This is a genomic window from Occultella aeris, from assembly GCF_902703175.1.
GTDB classification, from domain to species: domain Bacteria; phylum Actinomycetota; class Actinomycetes; order Actinomycetales; family Beutenbergiaceae; genus Occultella; species Occultella aeris.
The window spans coordinates 1-18,041 of the sequence record NZ_CACRYJ010000048.1 but is presented as its reverse complement, the minus strand read 5'-3'; the positions used below and the strand labels follow the sequence as shown (position 1 = coordinate 18,041).

23 protein-coding genes and 2 tRNA genes are annotated in these 18,041 nt (G+C 70.7%); 16 read left to right on the top strand and 9 right to left on the bottom strand.

All coding sequences use genetic code 11. From position 1 onward, the window contains the following. Positions 1–25 precede the first annotated feature (25 nt). Positions 26–778 (bottom strand): hypothetical protein, encoded by a 753-nt coding sequence (locus tag HALOF300_RS16350; RefSeq protein ID WP_156741992.1) that lies wholly within the window; start codon positions 776–778, stop codon positions 26–28. Positions 779–805: 27 nt separating this feature from the next. Between HALOF300_RS16350 and HALOF300_RS16345 the strand changes: the two genes are divergently transcribed. Further along, entirely contained in the window at positions 806–1,150 is a 345-nt protein-coding gene (locus HALOF300_RS16345; RefSeq protein WP_231955470.1) for an MGMT family protein, read from the top strand. Here the strand turns inward: HALOF300_RS16345 and epsC are convergent. Together epsC and cysK are read right to left on the bottom strand one after the other, a co-directional pair. Further along, entirely contained in the window at positions 1,141–1,722 is a 582-nt protein-coding gene (gene epsC / locus HALOF300_RS16340; RefSeq protein ID WP_156741990.1) for a serine O-acetyltransferase EpsC, read from the bottom strand. The two genes, HALOF300_RS16345 and epsC, sit on opposite strands and share 10 nt — an antisense overlap. Before the next feature lies 1 nt (position 1,723). Continuing rightward, positions 1,724–2,659: a cysteine synthase A gene (cysK, locus tag HALOF300_RS16335; protein ID WP_156741989.1), complete on the bottom strand. Its 936-nt coding sequence runs from the start codon at positions 2,657–2,659 to the stop codon at positions 1,724–1,726. 237 nt (positions 2,660–2,896) lie between these two features. Here cysK and HALOF300_RS16330 point away from each other — a divergent pair, with 237 nt between their 5' ends. Together HALOF300_RS16330 and HALOF300_RS16325 are read left to right on the top strand one after the other, a co-directional pair. After that, complete coding sequence (locus HALOF300_RS16330) at positions 2,897–3,541, top strand: PadR family transcriptional regulator (RefSeq protein WP_197522615.1); 645 nt, start codon at positions 2,897–2,899, stop codon at positions 3,539–3,541. Further along, positions 3,538–4,749 carry an FAD-dependent monooxygenase gene (locus tag HALOF300_RS16325; protein WP_156741987.1) on the top strand — a complete coding sequence of 404 codons (1,212 nt, stop codon included), beginning with the start codon at positions 3,538–3,540 and terminating at the stop codon, positions 4,747–4,749. The genes HALOF300_RS16330 and HALOF300_RS16325 overlap by 4 nt, the downstream gene beginning before the upstream one ends. Before the next feature lie 14 nt (positions 4,750–4,763). On the opposite strand, the gene HALOF300_RS16320 is transcribed toward HALOF300_RS16325, so the two are convergent. Beyond that, on the bottom strand, positions 4,764–5,804 hold the full coding sequence (locus HALOF300_RS16320; protein ID WP_156741986.1) for an SdpI family protein: 1,041 nt from the start codon (positions 5,802–5,804) through the stop codon (positions 4,764–4,766). Continuing rightward, the gene (locus tag HALOF300_RS16315) at positions 5,801–6,157 is read right to left on the bottom strand and encodes a GntR family transcriptional regulator (RefSeq protein WP_156741985.1); all 357 of its coding nucleotides are present in this window, start codon (positions 6,155–6,157) and stop codon (positions 5,801–5,803) included. Before HALOF300_RS16315 ends, HALOF300_RS16320 begins: the two co-directional genes overlap by 4 nt. Positions 6,158–6,536: 379 nt before the next feature. On the opposite strand from HALOF300_RS16315, the gene rpsN reads away from it, so the two are divergent. The 3 genes from rpsN (at position 6,537) to rpmF (ending at position 7,422) form a co-directional block, all read left to right on the top strand. Further along, positions 6,537–6,842, top strand: a complete 306-nt coding sequence (gene rpsN / locus HALOF300_RS16310) for a 30S ribosomal protein S14 (protein ID WP_154793389.1) — start codon at positions 6,537–6,539, stop codon at positions 6,840–6,842. A 44-nt stretch (positions 6,843–6,886) separates the two neighbouring features. After that, the gene (locus tag HALOF300_RS16305; protein ID WP_154793390.1) at positions 6,887–7,144 is read left to right on the top strand and encodes a type B 50S ribosomal protein L31; all 258 of its coding nucleotides are present in this window, start codon (positions 6,887–6,889) and stop codon (positions 7,142–7,144) included. A gap of 107 nt (positions 7,145–7,251) precedes the next feature. Beyond that, positions 7,252–7,422, top strand: coding sequence for a 50S ribosomal protein L32 (gene rpmF / locus HALOF300_RS16300; protein WP_154793391.1), 171 nt, complete (start codon positions 7,252–7,254; stop codon positions 7,420–7,422). Positions 7,423–7,586: 164 nt separating this feature from the next. Here rpmF and HALOF300_RS16295 read toward each other — a convergent pair. Beyond that, positions 7,587–7,660, bottom strand: a tRNA-Gly gene (locus HALOF300_RS16295). Between the two features lie 67 nt (positions 7,661–7,727). Between HALOF300_RS16295 and HALOF300_RS16290 the strand changes: the two genes are divergently transcribed. Next, positions 7,728–7,801, top strand: a tRNA-Pro gene (locus HALOF300_RS16290). 97 nt (positions 7,802–7,898) lie between these two features. On the opposite strand, the gene HALOF300_RS16285 is transcribed toward HALOF300_RS16290, so the two are convergent. Continuing rightward, positions 7,899–8,507, bottom strand: coding sequence for a GNAT family N-acetyltransferase (locus tag HALOF300_RS16285; protein WP_231955469.1), 609 nt, complete (start codon positions 8,505–8,507; stop codon positions 7,899–7,901). 17 nt (positions 8,508–8,524) lie between these two features. Then, on the bottom strand, positions 8,525–9,115 hold the full coding sequence (locus tag HALOF300_RS16280; protein ID WP_156741983.1) for a carboxymuconolactone decarboxylase family protein: 591 nt from the start codon (positions 9,113–9,115) through the stop codon (positions 8,525–8,527). Positions 9,116–9,217: 102 nt separating this feature from the next. Between HALOF300_RS16280 and HALOF300_RS16275 the strand changes: the two genes are divergently transcribed. Together HALOF300_RS16275 and HALOF300_RS16270 are read left to right on the top strand one after the other, a co-directional pair. Next, positions 9,218–9,592 carry an ArsR/SmtB family transcription factor gene (locus HALOF300_RS16275; RefSeq protein WP_156741982.1) on the top strand — a complete coding sequence of 125 codons (375 nt, stop codon included), beginning with the start codon at positions 9,218–9,220 and terminating at the stop codon, positions 9,590–9,592. After that, positions 9,589–10,131: an SRPBCC family protein gene (locus HALOF300_RS16270; protein WP_156741981.1), complete on the top strand. Its 543-nt coding sequence runs from the start codon at positions 9,589–9,591 to the stop codon at positions 10,129–10,131. The genes HALOF300_RS16275 and HALOF300_RS16270 overlap by 4 nt, the downstream gene beginning before the upstream one ends. 18 nt (positions 10,132–10,149) lie before the next feature. On the opposite strand, the gene HALOF300_RS16265 is transcribed toward HALOF300_RS16270, so the two are convergent. Beyond that, positions 10,150–11,229 carry an NAD(P)H-dependent flavin oxidoreductase gene (locus HALOF300_RS16265; RefSeq protein ID WP_156741980.1) on the bottom strand — a complete coding sequence of 360 codons (1,080 nt, stop codon included), beginning with the start codon at positions 11,227–11,229 and terminating at the stop codon, positions 10,150–10,152. Positions 11,230–11,349: 120 nt separating this feature from the next. On the opposite strand from HALOF300_RS16265, the gene HALOF300_RS16260 reads away from it, so the two are divergent. From HALOF300_RS16260 to clpX, 7 genes are all read left to right on the top strand, one after another. After that, complete coding sequence (locus HALOF300_RS16260; RefSeq protein WP_156741979.1) at positions 11,350–11,730, top strand: VOC family protein; 381 nt, start codon at positions 11,350–11,352, stop codon at positions 11,728–11,730. A gap of 35 nt (positions 11,731–11,765) precedes the next feature. Beyond that, positions 11,766–12,563, top strand: coding sequence for a MerR family transcriptional regulator (locus tag HALOF300_RS16255; protein WP_197522614.1), 798 nt, complete (start codon positions 11,766–11,768; stop codon positions 12,561–12,563). A gap of 54 nt (positions 12,564–12,617) precedes the next feature. Next, positions 12,618–12,923, top strand: coding sequence for a hypothetical protein (locus HALOF300_RS16250; RefSeq protein WP_156741978.1), 306 nt, complete (start codon positions 12,618–12,620; stop codon positions 12,921–12,923). A gap of 258 nt (positions 12,924–13,181) precedes the next feature. Next, the gene (gene tig / locus HALOF300_RS16245; protein ID WP_156741977.1) at positions 13,182–14,687 is read left to right on the top strand and encodes a trigger factor; all 1,506 of its coding nucleotides are present in this window, start codon (positions 13,182–13,184) and stop codon (positions 14,685–14,687) included. A gap of 177 nt (positions 14,688–14,864) precedes the next feature. Next, positions 14,865–15,482, top strand: a complete 618-nt coding sequence (locus tag HALOF300_RS16240) for an ATP-dependent Clp protease proteolytic subunit (protein WP_174791059.1) — start codon at positions 14,865–14,867, stop codon at positions 15,480–15,482. A 76-nt stretch (positions 15,483–15,558) separates the two neighbouring features. Further along, on the top strand, positions 15,559–16,191 hold the full coding sequence (locus tag HALOF300_RS16235) for an ATP-dependent Clp protease proteolytic subunit (protein WP_156742057.1): 633 nt from the start codon (positions 15,559–15,561) through the stop codon (positions 16,189–16,191). A gap of 179 nt (positions 16,192–16,370) precedes the next feature. Beyond that, the gene (gene clpX / locus HALOF300_RS16230) at positions 16,371–17,654 is read left to right on the top strand and encodes an ATP-dependent Clp protease ATP-binding subunit ClpX (protein WP_156741976.1); all 1,284 of its coding nucleotides are present in this window, start codon (positions 16,371–16,373) and stop codon (positions 17,652–17,654) included. Positions 17,655–18,041 lie beyond the last annotated feature (387 nt).

Sequence of the window (18,041 nt, the reverse complement as noted above, 5' to 3'; positions counted from 1 at the left end):
CGCGCGGGTCCCTGCGCGGGCGTGGTCAGGCCTCGCGCAGGCGGCGGGACAGCACCAGCACGGCCACGTGCAGCGGGATCAGCACGATCACGAGCACGGGCAGGAACTGACAGGCGAACACCCAGAGGCCGAACACCAGGGCACTGGCCACGGTCCAGACCAGCTCACCGACCGGGTGCACGGACGCACGGGTGCGCACCGCGACGTCCCGCGCGGCCTCGCCGGCACGGGACTCCTGCAGGAGCAGGCTGCGCAGGCTGATCGTGCCCACCACCTCGGACCCGGCCGCGCCGAGGTACCAGCCCAGGGCGGCGGCCACCGCCACCGCCGTCGCGGCACCGAGAGCAAGTGCATTCGAGCCGTCGGGACCAGCCGTGCCGGCCCGCGCGACCAGGGCCACGCCGAACGCGGCCAGCGGCGTCAGAGCCGCACCGGTGAGCACCGCCGTCAGCACGAAGGCGCCCTCGCGCCGGCTGCCGGTGCGCGCAGCCCGGACCGAGGCGACCAGCAGACCGAGCGCCGTGGTGAGCGCCCACGCGACCAGACCAGCGAAGACATTGGCTAGGGCCGCCGTCGGTGGGGTGAGAACGAGCAGCGCCGCCAGGGCGAGTACGCCGATACCGACCCGCAGCCATGCGAACCGAGCGAGTGAGGTCAGCCGGGCCTGGACCACAGCACGCTCATCGACGTGGTCGTGCTCGTGGGTGGCGTCGCAGTGCGGGCACACGTAGCCGACGGACTCGTCGGGGGCGGGTGCGGGTTCGGAATGGGTACTCATCGACATCTCATGGGTGATCATAGGCGGGTGAGAGACGTCGCCGAGGACTACGTCGAGGCCGTGCTCGACCTGGTCGCCCAGATCCCGCCGGGCCGCGCGAGCACCTATGGGGTGATCGCCGAGGCCGCCCGCGAGCGCACCGGCAGGGGCAGTGCCCGCACCGTCGGCCGGGTGATGGCCCTGTACGGGTCCGACGTGCCGTGGTGGCGGGTGGTCACCGCGAGCGGTGCCGCCGCTGAGCGGGTGGCGGGGCGCGCCCTCGAGGCGTTGCGCGCCGAAGGCGTCCCGCTGACCGCGCACGACCCGCCGCGGGTTGACCTGCGCGAGGCCGGCTGGGAGCCCGGCGAGGAGACCGAGCCGGCTCAGATGTAGATCGCCGGGTCGATCAGGTCCTCGGGGGAGGCCTCGGCCGGCCGGGGCCGCGGGCGACCGGGCACGCCCACCACCACGTCGCCGTCGGCCACGTCCTTGACCACGACGGCGTTCGCGCCGATCTGCACGTCGCTGCCGATGGTGACCGGCCCGAGGACCTTCGCCCCGGCGCCGATCACCACGTTGTTCCCGACGGTCGGGTGGCGTTTGCCGTGCGACATGGTGCGCCCGCCGAGGGTCGACCCGTGGAACATCAGGACGTCCTCGCCGACCTCGGCGGTCTCGCCGATCACCACGCCCATCCCGTGGTCGATGAAGAACCGCCGGCCGATCACCGCGCCGGGGTGGATCTCCACCCCGGTGAGCGTGCGCGCCAGCTGGGAGATGATCCGGGCCGGCAGCCGCAGCAGCGGCGAGACGTGCCACACCTTGTGCGCGATCCGGTGCAGCCACAGGGCGTGCACCCCGGAGTAGGTCAGCGCGACCTCGACCCGGGTGCGCGCCGCCGGGTCCCGACGGCGCGCCGTGGCCAGGTCCTCCGCGATCAGTGCGCGCAGTGGCAGATGGTGCACGTTATTCGGCGAGGTCCGCGAACAGGATCGTGGACAGGTAGCGCTCGCCGAAGGACGGGATCACGACCACGATCGTCTTGCCTGCGTTCTCCGGCCGGGCCGCAACCTGCAGGGCGGCGTCGATCGCGGCGCCGGAGGAGATGCCCACGAGCAGACCTTCCTCGGTCGCGGCGCGGCGGGCCACCTTGACGGCGGTCTCGGCACTGACGTCGATGACCTCGTCGTAGATCGAGGTGTCCAGGATCTCCGGCACGAAGTTCGCGCCGAGGCCCTGGATCTTGTGCGGACCGGGCTGGCCGCCGTTGAGGATCGGGGACTCGGCGGGCTCGACCGCGATGATCTGCACCCCGGGCTTGCGCTCCTTGAGGACCTGACCGACGCCGGTGATGGTGCCGCCGGTACCGATGCCTGCCACCACGATGTCGACGGCGCCGTCGGTGTCGTTCCAGATCTCCTCGGCCGTGGTGCGGCGGTGGATCTCCGGGTTGGCCTCATTCGCGAACTGGCGCGCCAGGATCGAGCCGGGACGCTCGGCGGCGATGGCCTCGGCGCGGGCGACCGCGCCCTTCATGCCCTCGGCGCCCGGGGTCAGGATGAGCTCGGCGCCGTAGGCCTTGAGCAGCATCTTGCGCTCGTTCGACATCGTCTCGGGCATGGTCAGCACCACGTCGTAGCCGCGGGCGGCGCCGACGAACGCCAGCGCGATGCCGGTGTTGCCGCTGGTCGCCTCGATGATCGTGCCGCCCGGCTTGAGCTCGCCGGAGGCCTCGGCAGCGTCCACGATGGCCACACCGATCCGGTCCTTGACGCTGTTGGCCGGGTTGTAGAACTCGAGCTTGGCGAGCACGGTGGCGTCGACGCCCTCGGTGAGGCGGTTCAGCCGCACCAGGGGAGTGTTGCCGATCAGTGCGGTCGCGTTGTCGAAGATGCGGGCCATGGTTCCTCCGGGTGGCTTCGTCTGGATGGGCGGTCAGCCGCTCGACCGGAGGTCCTCACCGACCGATTGGTTGAACGGACGACTTTCGTTACGCCGTCATCCTTCCACCACCGGGACGCACCACGCACCCCGTCCTGTGGGCAGGAGTGAGGCAACGCCCGACGGCGGCCGGTTGGGTCGGGTGCGTCAGATCACCTAGTCTTGTCAAACTAGTTTTTGCAAACTAGTCTGATGGACATGCCCCGACGAATGACGAACCTGCTCGGCCTCGCCGTGCTCGTCTACCTCGAAGAGCGACCGATGCACGCCTACGAGCTGCATCGCCAGTTGCTCGACCGCGACGCCGCGCAGACCTTCCGGCTGAGCTACGGCGCGCTCTACAGCGTCGTCCGGCAGCTCGATGCGGCGGGCCTCATCAGTCCATCGGGCACCGACCGCGCCGGCCGACTGCCCGAGCGCACCACCTACACGGTGACCGACGAGGGCCGGGCCGAGACCCGCCGGTGGCTCAGTCGCCTCATCGCCGAGCCGCAGCACGAGTACCCCGCCTTCGCGGCCGCGCTCTCGCTCATCATCGTGCTGCCCCCGGACGACGCCCGCACCCTGCTGGAGGCCCGGCTGGAGCGTCTCGAGGACGACGTCGGCGCCATCGCCCAGCAACGCACCGCGATCGTGGCCGGCGGGCTGCACCCGATCTTCGTCATCGAGGACGAGTATCGCGAGCGGGTGCTCGGTGCCGAGGCCGACTTCATCCGTACCCTGCTCGACCGCTTCGACGACCCGGACGCCGGCTGGACCGAGCCTTGGCGTGCCTACCACCAGGGGACGCCGGACGTCGGCGCCTCCGAGAACACCACGGACACCACAGGAGAACCGTCATGACCGCAGCACGAACGGCGCTCGTGATCGGTGGTGGCGTCGCCGGCTCGGCGGCCGCCGTCGCGCTGACGCGGGCCGGGATCGAGGTGAGGGTGGTCGAGGCACGCGAGCGCACCGACCCCGACCGCGGCTCGTTCCTGACGCTCGCGACCAACGGCATCGACGCCCTGCGCGCGATCGAGGCCGGCGGGCGCGTGCTCGAGGCGGGCTTCCCGACGGCGGCGATGACCCTGCGCAGTCATTCCGGCAAGCGGCTCGGCACCACCAGCACCGGTGGCGCGCTCGCCGACGGCACAGTCAGCCAGACCATCCGCCGAGCCGATCTGGTCAGTGCGCTCCAGGCAGAGGTCGAGGCACGGGCGATCGAGATCCGGTACGGGCGTCGCCTGGTCGGGCTGGACGCCGGCCCGCGGCGGGTGCGCGCCGAGCTCGACGACGGAAGTGTTGCGGAGGCAGACCTCCTGGTGGGCGCGGATGGCATCTACTCCACTGTGCGTCGGTTGGCGCTACCGGGGGCGCCCGAGCCCGCCTACTCCGGCCTGGTGACCACGGGTGGGTACGCGCCCGGACTGACGCCGGGTTCGCCGCCCGGCGACTACGAGATGATCTTCGGCAAGCGCGCGTTCTTCGGCTTCGCGGTGGCGCCCGGCGATGAGGCGTGGTGGTTCGTGAACCTGCCCCAGCGCCGCGAACCGGCGCGCGGCGAACTGGCCGCGGTCAGCGAGGCGCAGTGGCGTGCACGGTTCGCTGAGCTGTACGCGGACGACGCCGGGCCGGCTCTGGAGATCATCGCCGCCACCGCTGACTTCGCGCCGATGACGCCGATCCAGACGATTCCTCGGCTGCGACCCTGGTCCTCGGGCCGGGTCATCGTGATCGGCGACGCCGCCCACGCGCCGTCGCCGACGTCGGGTCAGGGCGCCTCGCTCGCCATCGAGGACGCGGTGGTGCTCGCCATGTCGCTGCGTGACCGCAACAGTGTCGAGGAGGCGTTCGCCCAGGTCGAGACCGTTCGCCGGCCGCGCGTCGAGGCGATCATCCGGATGGCCGCCCGGATCAACAACAACAAGGCGCCCGGGCCCGTCGGCAGGCTCGTTCGGGACGCGGTCCTGCCCCGGATCCTCGGCTCGGCGATGGCTCAGAACGGCGCCAACAAGGCCTCCGAACACCATCTCGACTGGGCGGCCGACCTCAGTCAGGGCAGCCGCTGACCCACACCCCGCGATCAGGCGAGCGGCCCGCCCGAGGAGGATCCGCCGTCGGGCATCGGGGTCCGTGCCCGGACGGCCACCGTGTTCAACAGGGCGGCGCCGCGCTCGGCGTCGGGGACCGTCACCACGACGACGCGCCCGCCGGTTCGTTGGATGCTGATCGCCGGGCCCTTGCGGACGACGAGGCCGGTGCGGCCGCGCACATCCGTGCGCAGGCCCCAACCGCCGAACTCCGCGAACGGGGCGATGGTGATCGCGTCCGCGCGCTCCACCTCGTCCGCCGGCACCCGGATGCGGGGCCACCCGTAGAGGCCGCGGGCGGTGAGGCCGCGTGCGTCCACCCGCACCGACCAGGAGGTGGTGGCGGCGACCAGGGCGGCCGTCGCGGCCAGGATAGGGATCAGCCACCACTGGCCGGTGAGCACGCCCAGGATCGCGCTGCCGGCGAGCACCACCACGACGAGCGTCCACAGCAACCACGAGCGTGCAGCAGTCACCGTCCGGATCCAGACGGCGGTCTCGGTCGGCCCGAGCGGGAGCCGGGCGGCATCGGCCGGGAGTTCGCCCGTGGCCGCCTGCGGGGGATCGGATCCGGCCAGGGCGCCGGCGACCGCGCCGACGACGGCCAGCGCGAGCAGGCCAAGAGCGATTGTGGCTCCCGGGTCACCGGCCTGCTCGGCGGTCGGGACGTCCAGCTGCACCCAGCACATGCCCACGAGCAGCACCGCGTACATCGCCGCCATCCCCGCCGAGATCCCCACGATCATCCGGCGGTTCAGGGCACTGCGGCCGCTGACGATCGAGAGGGTCGCGGTCACGACGAGGGTGGCCAGGCCGAGGATCAGCATCGGCGCGACCAGCTCGGCGAACGAGCCGGTCCGGTCCACGCCCGAGATGCCCCAGTGCACGGCTACCGGGTCGGGCAATCGGTCGCGCCAGGACAGCACGAGGGCGCAGGCGCCGCCAAGGAGCAGAGCGGGCAGCACCGCGCCGAGCACGATCGCGCGGCCCCGGTGTGGCAAGGGCGTTCGGGTCTGTCCGGCAGCAACGGTCATCGGGTCTCCTCGTGGGTGAGCAGGCCCGCGAGGGCCTGACGGGTCAGTCCGAGCCGGTCGCCCTCGGCGGCCAGGGTGTCCAGCGCGGCGCGCAGGTCCCGGAAGTCCCGGCCGCCACTCGTCGAGACCGTCGCGCCGCGGCCGCGGCGGACCTCGAGCAGACCCTCCTCGCGCAGGGTGCGGTAGGCGTGCAGGACCGTGTGGACATTCAGGTCGAGGGACTCGGCCAGCTCGCGGGCGCTCGGGAGCCGCTCGCCGGCGCCGAGCTCGCCCCGCACCACCGCGAGCCGGACCGCCGTGGCGATCTGGTCGAACAGCGGCACGGCGCTGGTGGGGTCGACCGTGATGAGCATGGTCTCATCATATTGTTCTAGTTGTACTAGAACAACCTGCGGCGAGCGATAGGCGGCAGGGTGAGGGATCCGTCACACCTCGCGCGCCCGGGCGGATGGCAACCGGGTGCGAGGTGTCCCGCGAGCGGAATCTTGGGTATCATCTCTGAGGCGCATCGTGACCTCGAAGGTTCGGTGTGCCCACGGGTGGCACGCCCGCGACCGGGATTCCGGCGCAGACGTTGACAGCCAGGTTAGTGGGGAAGCGCCCGTCATCGGGATGGCGACCTCACCCTCACCGACATGAGCGCCGGGGTGACCCGGGGGTCGGGCGTGTGGGGGAGCAGGAGCAAGGTGCCACCAGAGCGCACACCGTAATCGCAAGGAGCAGAGGACACGCATGGCGAAGAAGTCCAAGATCGCCCGCGACGCGCAGCGTCGCGTGATCGTGGCACGGTACGCCGAGCGCCGCGCCGAGCTGAAGAAGACGTCGGTCAACCCGAACGTCGCCGAGGCCGAGCGGGACGCGGCCCTGGCCGCTCTGCACGCCCTGCCCCGGAATGCGAGCCCCACGCGTGTGCGCAACCGGGACGCAGCGGACGGACGCCCCCGTGGCTACCTTCGCAAGTTCGGACTCTCGCGGGTCAAGCTCCGTGACATGGCACTGCGCGGCGAGCTGCCGGGCGTGACGAAGTCCAGCTGGTAATCACCGCACAACCCCCCATGCAGCGAACTAGGTAGGAAGCAGACATGAAGAACGACATCCACCCGGATTACCACCCGATCGTGTTCCGGGACATCTCGGCGAACTTCTCGATCCTGACGAAGTCGACCCTGACGTCGGACGCCACGGTCGAGTGGGAGGACGGCAACACCTACCCGGTGGTCGACGTCGACATCTCCGCGGCCTCGCACCCGTTCTACACGGGCAAGCAGAAGATCATGGACACCGCCGGCCGCGTCGAGAAGTTCCGTCGCCGCTACGCCAAGTCCGGCGACCAGGCCTGATTTCTCCGACGGGGCCCACACCGGGTCACCGACGGTCTGTGCATCACGCATCGGCGTGAGGCAGTTCACGACGATGCTCCATCGAGGACGGAAAGGGAGGTAGAGCCATGGCAGTTCCGAAGCGGAAGATGTCGCGCAGCAACACGCGTGCGCGTCGCTCACAGTGGAAGATGACGGCGGCGGACCTCGTACCTGTCCGCGCCGGCGGGCGCGAGGTCAAGGTGCCGCGGCGCCTGGCTCGCGCCGTCGAGCGTGGCCTGGTCGACGCCGACGACTGATCCACCAGCGCAGCCTGGCGATGGTCGCTCCCTCCTCGTGAGGGGGCGGCCATCGTCGTGTCTGCCCGACGGCGGAGCCGCCCCGCGTGATCGGGCGGCGGCCCCGTGGGGCGCGAGCACGCACGAACGCCCGGGCCGCGAGGCGGCCCGGGCGTCCGGGGTTCTGGAGCGGGTGACCGGGATCGAACCGGCACCATCTGCTTGGAAGGCAGAGGCTCTACCATTGAGCTACACCCGCAATGACTCGCCCCCAAGGATACTGGGTCAACGGGAGTGCTCGGTCATCGCTAGACTCAGACCACCAGCGGGGTGTGGCGCAGCTTGGTAGCGCATTGCGTTTGGGACGCAAGGGTCGCAGGTTCAAATCCTGTCACCCCGACGAGGAAGAAGGCCAGACGGCGCAAGCCGTTCTGGCCTTCTTCGTTTGCGGTGACACGATGCCGGGCTCCTGTCACCCCGACCGGCGACCTCATCCCCTACCCCGCGGCCTGCCCTCCGGGTGCCAGCGACGTCAGGTCCCGGCGCATCAGCCAGCGCGTCATCCCGCCCGAGGTCGAGGTGGTCCGGGCGACGCGCTCGAACCCGGCCGCCTCGAACAGCGCCGTCGTGCCGACGTAGGCGAACGCCGAGCTGATCCGCGCGCCCTCCGGGTCGATCGGGTACGCCTCGAGCGCCGGCGCTGCCCGGGTCGCGGCGTAGGCCACTGCGCCCTCGAGCAGCTGGGCGGCCAGCCCTTGGCGTCGGAACGGTGGCCGGATCACGAAACAGATGACGCTCCAGACGGGGACGTCATCCACGGTCGGAATCGTGCGTGAATGAGTGAGGCGGTGATGGCTCGCCCGCGGGCTCACCGAGCACCAGCCCGCCGGCTCGCCGTCGACGTAGGCCACGACGCCGGGCGGCGTGCCCTCCTCGGCGTACCTGCGCAGTCGGGCGGCCCGGTCGGATCCGCGCAGGCTCTGGTTCTCCCGGTTCGGCAGCCGGTAGCTCAGGCACCAGCACACCGGTGCGTCCGGATCCTTCGGCGCGAGGATCGTGACGACATCGTCGAAGCGCTGGGCCGTCGCCGGCACTACCTCGGTCACGCCCGAGTCTGCGCCGTTCATGCGCTGCCGATCGGCCGGCCGACCACCATGCCCTCGAGCGCCTCGGAGTCGAACGTCGCCGCCGTCTGCGGGTCGAGCCGGGCGCCGAGGCCGTCGAGGACGGTCGTGAAGAACAGCCGCGCCGCGACGGCGTGCACGACGTCCGCGATCTCGGCGTCGGTGAACCCCGCATCCCGGAGCGCGTCGACGTCCGCGGCACCGACGGTGGACGCGTCCTGGGCGATCTTCGTCGCGAACGCGTAGACGGCAGCGTCCTGAGCGGAGAGGGTCTGCCCGTCCGGAGCCAGGCCGAGCTGGTCGACCGTGTCGCCGTCGCCGCACACGTCCCGCAGGAACATGCTGTGGGCCACCGTGCAGTACGTCGAGCGCCGGGCGCGCGCGGCCGCGATTGTCACGAGCTCGAACCGGCGCCGATCCATGCCCCCGCGGATCGTCAGGTTGAGGTTCGCCCACGCGCTCGCCACGTCCGGCCGGGTCGAGAAGCAGCCGGCGTAGTCGGGCAGGAAGCCCCAGCTGCTCCGCTGGGAGTGGTACCACTCGGCGAGCGCACCCTCGGCCGCGCTCTCGGCCGTCGTGTCGATGAACATGGCCCATCGTCCCGCCGCGCATCCGCGCGTACAAGAGGGACGAGCGTGACCGCTGCCGAGCATTGCTCGACAGGAATATAACCACTCGGATATGTTTAGGGAATGATGTCGATGTGGTCAGCGGTCGGGGACCCGAACAGGCGAGCGATGCTCGGGCTCCTGCGGGTGAGGCCGCGCACCGTGACCGAGCTCGTGGACGAGCTGGGACTCAGTCAGCCAGGCGTCTCCAAGCACCTGCGGGTGCTGAAGGAGGCCGGGCTGGTCTCGGCCCGGCCGGAGGGCGCTCGCCGCCACTACCGCCTGGAGCCGGAGCCGCTGCGCGAGCTCGAGGACTGGCTCGGCCCGTTCCGCGCGTTCTGGAACGCGAGCCTCGACGCCCTCGAGGACCACCTCGACGCCCGGGCGCAGGAGCCTGAGCCGGTTCCGTCCGCATCGGGACCCACGACCGAGAGCAACCGACGGAAGGACCCCCGATGACAACCGAACGTGGAACCTACGAGCAGATCGACGGGCAGTACGCCCTGCGGTTCGTGCGCGACCTCGCCCACCCGATCGAGCGGGTCTGGGACGCCGTGACCACGCCCGAGGGACTCGCAGCATGGTTCCCATGCCGGATCGAGGGCGACCTGCTCAGTGTCGGCGCCACCCTGCGTTTCGTCTTCGATGACGACCACCCGGAGGTCGATGGCACCGCCGGCGGCACCGTGCTGCAGGTGCAGCCGCCGACGACGCTCCGGTTCAGCTGGGAGGCCGAGGAGCTCCGCCTGCTGCTCGAGCCGCACGGGCAGACGGGCTGTCGCCTCACCTTCATCGACCTGATGCCCGAGGACTACACGCCGGGCGCCGCGCGGACCGCCGCGGGTTGGCACGTCTGCCTGGATGAGCTCAGCGAACACCTCGTCGCCGGTGCCGGCACGGCGCCCGGCCCCGAGCCGACGCCGCAGTGGCGTGCCCGGTACGAGGAGTACGTGGCGGATGGCGTGCCACACGGTGCGCCGGTTCCCGGCGCGGACTGAGACGCCGCCGAGCCCCGGTCACAGCCGAGCCAGGGCCTCGCGCGCCAGGGTCCGGGTGAGTTCGGCGGCACTCAGGCCCGCGTACCTGGCGCTGAGCGTCCCCGCCTGACCCGACCACAGCGACATGAAGTCGGTGGATCCGGCCGGCTCCGTCGCCGACCGCAGCGGCGCGAGCGCCCCGCCGGCCCGCGGGAACGGCGGCGTCGCCTCGCTCATCGGCCCGAGCTCGCGCATGGCCCGGTTCACGATGCCGCGTGCGGGACGGCCCGTGAACACGTTCGTGAGCGCCGTCGCGTCGTCCGCGTTCTGCTCCAGCAGGGCCTTCCGATGCCCGACGGCGATGCGCGCCTCGGGTGTGTACAGGTAGGCCGTGCCGATCTGGACCGCGGCGGCGCCGAGAGCGAGGGCGGCCACGATGGCGCGCGGGTCGCCGATGCCGCCGGCTGCGATCACCGGCACGTCCACGGCGTCGACCACTTGTGGCACGAGCGCGAACGTGCCGACCTGGGTGCCCACGTCCGTGGACAGGAACATGCCACGGTGCCCGCCCGCCTCCGCGCCCTGCGCGATGATCAGGTCGGCGCCGCGGTCAGCGAGCCAACGTGCCTCGGCCACGGTGGTGGCGCACCCGAGCACCTTCGCGCCGGTGGCCCGGACACGCTCCAGAAGCGCCGCCTCGGGCAGCCCGAAATGAAAACTGACTGCCTCGGGACGGAACTCCTCGATGATCTCGCACGCTCCGCCGTCGAACGGGTTCCGGTTCGACGCCACCGGCGTGACGGAGGGATCGAGACCGGCCTCGACGTAGTACGGCGCCAGCCGGGCCCGCCAGGCGAGGTCCGCCACCGGGTCCGGCTCGGGCGTGGTGTGGCAGAAGAAGTTCAGGTTGATGGCCGCGTCGGTGCGTGAGCGGATCTCCGTCAGCTCGGCGCGGATGCGGTCCGCCGGCAGCAGCGCGCACGGCAGCGACCCGAGGCCGCCCGCCTGCGCGACCGCGACCGTGAGGTCGGCCAGGACCGGCCCCGCCATGGGTGCCAGCACGATCGGTGCGGAGATCCCGAACAGGTCCAGGATCCGGGTGTCCGGCCACGACGTCATGACGGCGATCGTAGTCACGCCGGCCGAGCTCTCGCCGAGGGCTTGCACCTCACGTGACGTGAGGGCCTAACGTCGTCACCAGCGAGGTCGACCGCCCCGCATCGGACGAAGGAGACCGAGATGACCCGCCTGATCCCATACCTGACCGTGCATGACGGCGCCGCCGCCGTGGCCTTCTACGCCGCCGCGTTCGGGGCGCGGGAGACTGGGGAACGCTACGACGACGATGGGAAGATCGGTCACGTCACCCTCGCCATCGCCGGCGACGTGTTCTACCTCTCCGACGAGTACCACGACTACGGCGCGTACGCCCCCGCAACCCTGGGACACAGCACGGCGGCGATCGTGCTCGGCGTCGACGACGTCGATGCGGCCTACGCCACCGCGGTGGCCGCCGGAGCGACCGTGGACCGTGAGCCCAGCGACTCCGGCGACGAGCGCCGCGGCTGGCTGGTGGACCCGTTCGGGCACCGGTGGGCGCTGTACACCCCGAAGGGCTGACCGTGGCCGGGGGCGGCTCGCCGGACGGTTGGCGGGTGGGCGAGCTCGCCGAACTCTCCGGGCTCACCATCCGCACGCTGCACCACTTCGACGACGTCGGTCTGCTGCGCCCGGAGCGCACCAGCGCAGGGCACCGCGTCTACCGTCGCGAGCACGTCGAACGGCTCTACCGGATCAGCGTGCTGCGCCGGTTCGGCACCCAGCTCGACGAGATCGGCCGTGCTCTGGATGACCCGACCTGGAGTCTGGACGATGCCCTACGGGGGCACCTGACCGCCCTCGAGGACCAGGTGCTACGCACCGAGCGGATGCTCCATCGGCTCGAGGGCGTCAGCGTGGACCCGGCTCTCGGCGCTGCGCCGCGCGAGAGCGACGGCGGGGGAGACGTCGACGTCTGCCGCCGGCTGCTCGCGGTGCTCGAGGACACCGCCGTGGCTCGGACCGAGCCCCTGCGCCGGATCGCCGTCCTCGTCTACGACGACCTCGAGCGGGCCCACGAGCACCTCGTCCGGGTGTTCGGGCTCGAACCCGGACCGGTGCACCGGGACGCGCACGGCGCCGTCGTCCAGGCGGAGGTCCGCACCGTCGACGGGCTCGTCATGCTGCACCCGGTCGCGCCGCGGTGGCGGCTCGCGTCACCCGCCGCCCTCGGGGCCGCAACGGGCATGCTCGTGGTCACCGTCAAGGACGTGGACGCCCACCACGCCGGCGTCGTCGCCCGCGGTGGCACGATCACGTTCGAGCCCACCGACCAGCCCTACGGCGTCCGGGAGTACGGTGCGCTCGGACCCGAGGGCGAACCGTGGTCCTTCTGGACGCCACTCGGCCCCTGAGGACGGACCAGTCGTCCTTGTGCGACCCGACGGAGGCTGCCAGAATCCACCCCCATGAGTTCGGACGGCCCACTGACCTTGTGTTGCCTGCTCTGGGCGACGCCCGGGAACGAGGCGGACCTGTCCGTCTACGAGGACACGGTGATCGCGCTCCTCGTCGACCACGGCGCGCAGATCGTCCAGAGGGCCGTCTCCGGCGGCGCCGACGGCAGCCCGCACGAGGTGCAGGTCTACCGGTTCGGCGGCCAGGCCGACCTGGACCGCTACCTCACGGACCCGCGCCGCACGGCCCTGGCCGCCGAGCGGGACCGGGTGGTCGCGCGGACCGACCTGTTCCCGGTCACCCTGCGCGAGGGATAGTAGGTCAGCAGCCGGCGGTCCGGGCGGCGGCGGCGATCGCCGGTCAGAGCGCGGCCACTCGGGCCTGCTGACGGGGGGTCTGGGCTCTGCGTCACGCCGCATACCGGTCTCCCACCGGCGGGGTAGACTAGGGGCCGCTGTTCGCTTCGCCGTGCCCTCACGTGTCTGCGGACGCCAATGACGAACGAAGAGGCGGCGACGCCGCCGAGTGCGTTCGCGCGACCTGCCCGACAGACACCCATGAGTGGAGAACACGTAGTGAAGAGCGCCGTCGAGAACCTCGAGCCGACCCGGGTCAAGCTGACCGTTGAGGTCACGCCGGAGGAACTCAAGCCGAGCATGGACCACGCCTACTCCCACATCGCCGAGCAGGTGAACATCCCCGGCTTCCGCAAGGGCAAGGTGCCGCCGCGCATCATCGACCAGCGGGTCGGCCGTGGCGCCGTCGTCGAGCACGCCGTCAACGACGCGCTCCCGGCGCTGTACCGCCAGGCCGTGACCGAGGCCGAGGTGCGCCCGCTTGGCCAGCCGAGCATCGAGGTGACCTCCGTGCCGGGCGTCGCCACCGAGGGTGCGGACTCCGACGCGCTGGTCTTCACCGCCGAGGTGGACATCCGCCCCGAGATCGCCCTGCCGGAGCTCGACGGCGTGACGCTCACGGTCGAGGACGCCGAGGTGTCCGATGAGGACGTCGAGGAGCGACTGACCACGCTGCGTCAGCGTTTCGCGACCCTGGTCTCGGTGGACCGCGCCGCCAAGACCGGTGACTTCGCCACGATCGACCTGCGGGCCACCATCGGCGAGGAGGAGATCGACTCCGTCTCCGGCGTCTCCTACGAGATCGGCTCCGGCAACATGCTCGAGGGCCTCGACGAGGCCCTGACCGGCCTGACGGCGGGGGAGACCACCACCTTCAAGGCGCCGCTGGCCGGCGGCGAGCGCTCCGGCGAGGAGGCCGAGGTCACGGTGACCCCGACCGCCGTCAAGGAGCAGGAGCTGCCGGACGTGGACGACGACTTCGCCCAGACCGCGTCCGAGTTCGACACCGTGGCAGAGCTGCGCGAGAACCTGCGCGAGCAGGTCGCAGATGCCAAGTCGAACAACCGCGCCGTGCAGGCCCGCGACCAGTTGCTCGAGCACCTGCTCGCGAACACCGACTTCCCGCTGCCGGCCGGCGTGATCGAGGACGAGATCCACCGCCACCTCGAGAACGAGGGCCGACTCGAGGACGACACCCACCGCGAAGAGGTGCGCGTCGAGGCCACGGACACGCTCCGCCGTCAGCTCCTGCTCGACACCCTCGCCGAGAAGGTCGAGGTCAAGGTCGGTCAGAACGAGCTCATCGAGTTCCTGCTCCGGACCGCCCAGCAGTACGGGATGGACCCGAACGAGTTCATCCAGCAGGCCGACACCAACGGCCAGATCCCGACCTTCGTGGCCGAGTTGTCCCGGAACAAGTCGCTCGCGGTCGCACTGCGCCAGGTGAAGATCGTCGACGGCGCTGGTGCGGAGGTCGACCTGACCGACTACATCGGCTCCGACGAGGAGGACGCCGTCCAGGCCGCCGTCGCCGCTGCGCAGGCCGCTGCCGACGGGGCCGTCGAGGCCGGTGGCATCGAGACCGTCGAGGTGGATGTCGACGACCTCGAGTCCGCCGACAGTGCCGACTCCGCGGACAGTGCCGACTCGGCCGACAGTGCCGACTCGGCCGACAGTGCCGACAGTGCCGACTCGGCCGAGGACGCCGAGGACGCGAAGGCCTGAGCCTCACCGCACCCCGCGCAGGAGGTCCCGCACCCACCCGGGTGCGGGACCTCCGCCGTCCCCGGCCGGCCCGGGCGTGCGCCAACAGCGAAACCAGCGATCTGCGGGCAGATACCGACGGCACTCGGCGTTAGTGTCATGCGCAGGGACAACAACCGACGATCAGGAGCACGAACCGTGAGCGAGATTCCCAAGGCCGCACAGTCGGACCAGCCGGGACTGGGTCTGGGCGACCATATCTTCAACCGCCTCCTCAAGGAGCGGATCATCTGGCTCGGATCCGAGGTCCGCGACGACAACGCGAACCAGATCTGCGCGCAGATGCTGCTGCTCGCGGCGGAGGACCCCGAGAAGGACATCTGGCTCTACATCAACTCCCCGGGTGGTTCGGTCACTGCAGGCATGGCGATCTACGACACCATGCAGTACGTGCAGCCGGACGTCGCCACGGTGGCGATGGGTATGGCCGCGTCGATGGGGCAGTTCCTCCTCGCCTCGGGCACCAAGGGCAAGCGCTACGCGACCCCGCACGCCCGCGTCATGATGCACCAGCCCTCCGGTGGCATCGGCGGCACGGCGACGGACATCAAGATCAACGCCGAGCTGATCCTCCACATGAAGAAGGTCATGGCCGAGCTGACCGCCGAGCAGACCGGCAAGACCGTCGAGGAGATCGACCGCGACGCCGACCGCGACCGCTGGTTCACTGCGGCCCAGGCCCTCGAGTACGGCTTCATCGACCACGTCGTCACCGATGCCGCGTCCGTCACCGGTGGTGGCGGGACCACCGACTGACGCCCGCCGATCATCGATTCGTAGGAGAACACTTGTGAACCTTTCCCAGCAGGCGGCGAACTTCGGCGGGCGGGCCATGCCCGCGCCCACGTCGCGCTATGTGCTCCCGCAGTTCGAGGAGCGGACCGCGTACGGTTTCAAGCGGCAGGACCCGTACACCAAGCTGTTCGAGGACCGCATCATCTTCCTCGGCGTGCAGGTCGACGACGCGTCCGCGGACGACATCATGGCCCAGCTCCTCGTCCTGGAGAGCCAGGACCCGGACGGCCTGATCACCCTGTACATCAACTCACCGGGTGGATCGTTCACCGCGATGACGGCGATCTACGACACGATGCAGTACATCAAGCCGCAGATCCAGACGGTCTGCCTCGGGCAGGCCGCGTCCGCGGCCGCCGTGCTCCTCGCCGCCGGTTCGCCCGGCAAGCGGCTCGCGCTCCCGAACGCCCGTGTGCTGATCCACCAGCCCTCCCTTGAGGGTGGCGGCTACGCACAGGCCTCGGACATCGAGATCCACGCCGCCGAGGTGCTCCGCATGCGCGAGTGGCTCGAGGACACCCTTGCGCTGCACTCGGGCAAGCCGGTGGAGGACGTCCGCACCGACATCGAGCGGGACAAGATCCTCTCCGCCGCGGGCGCACTCGAGTACGGCCTGGTGGATCAGGTGCTGGAGAGCCGCAAGGCCCCGCAGTTGCCGGCCGGCAAGTGACCCGGAGCGCATGACCCGAACGGCCCGACGCGTGACGACACGCGGCGGGCCGTTCGCGCACCAAAAGACGTGGCGCACGTAGTGTGAAATGGTTGTTGTCGAGGATCGATGACGCACAATGGAACGACGGCGGATCGCCGGGCGACCAGGTTGACCAGCAGATCGGAGAGGTGAGGCGCATGGCTCGGATAGGGGAGGGCGCCGACCTGTTGAAGTGCTCGTTCTGCGGAAAGAGCCAGAAGCAGGTCATCAAGTTGATCGCCGGCCCAGGCGTCTACATCTGCGACGAGTGCATCGACCTCTGCAACGAGATCATCGAGGAGGAGCTCGCCGAGGCGAACGAGCTCGGCCTGGTGGACCTGCCGAAGCCGAGGGATATCTTCGAGTTCCTCGAGCAGTACATCATCGGCCAGGAGGGCGCCAAGAAGTCGCTCGCGGTGGCCGTCTACAACCACTACAAGCGGGTCCAGGCCGGCCCGTCCGCGGCCTCCACCACCGGCGACGACGCCGACGTGGAACTCGCGAAGTCCAACATCCTGCTCATCGGTCCGACGGGTTGCGGGAAGACGTATCTCGCCCAGACCCTCGCCAAGATGCTGAACGTGCCGTTCGCGATCGCCGACGCCACCGCGTTGACGGAGGCCGGCTACGTGGGCGAGGACGTCGAGAACATCCTGCTCAAGCTGATCCAGGCCGCAGACTTCGACGTGAAGAAGGCTGAGACCGGGATCATCTACATCGACGAGATCGACAAGATCGCCCGCAAGAGCGAGAACCCCTCGATCACCCGGGACGTCTCCGGTGAGGGCGTGCAGCAGGCACTGTTGAAGATCCTCGAGGGCACCCAGGCCTCCGTGCCGCCGCAGGGTGGGCGCAAGCACCCGCACCAGGAGTTCATCACGATCGACACCACGAACGTGCTGTTCATCGTGGCCGGGGCGTTCGCGGGCCTGGACGAGATCATCTCGGCCCGGGCCGGGCGCCGCGGCATCGGCTTCGGTGCCCCGTTGCACAGCGCCGACGACGTCGACGTGATCGACGACGTCATGCCCGAGGACCTGCTGAAGTTCGGGCTGATCCCCGAGTTCATCGGCCGGGTGCCGGTGATCTCCACCGTCTCTCCGCTCGACAGTCCCGCCCTGGCGCAGATCCTCACAGAGCCGAAGAACGCACTGATCAGGCAGTACCAGCGCATGTTCGAGATGGACGGCGTGGAGCTCGAGTTCACCCCGGACGCGATCGAGGCGGTCGCGGACCAGGCGATCCTGCGCGGCACCGGCGCCCGTGGCCTGCGGGCCATCATGGAGGAGGTGCTCCAGTCGGTGATGTTCGACGTGCCCAGCCGTGAGGACATCGCCCGCGTCGTGATCACCCGCGAGGTGGTCCTCGAGAACGTGAACCCGACCCTGGTGCCCCGCGAGGCGCCCCGGTCCAAGCGGACCCCGCGCGAGAAGAGTGCCTGAGCGCACCCGACGATGACGCCGCAGTAGCGGCTGAGCACCACCCGCCCCCGCGGAGCCGCTGGGCCGGGTGGTGTTCCCGTTCCACGTCCGGAACCGATAAGCATCCGCTATCGATGGGTTGGCGGATCGTTGTTGGACGCGGGCGCCGTGCCCCTGCGAGCATCGACGTCATGACTCGGAGCACCCTGAACCGGCCCGCCGCCACGCGGCGTGGGTCCCGGGCTGCCCGGATGCGGTGTCGGGAGTGTCCCAGCGGGCGCGCCCGAATGTCCTGCTGTCGGCCCTGACGCCGACCCGCCGGGCACGTGCCCGCCCTGCGGCCACTCGGGCACCGGCCCGACGCCGCCGCCGGTGAACCCCGGCCCTCCGCCCACCGTGCCCCCGCAC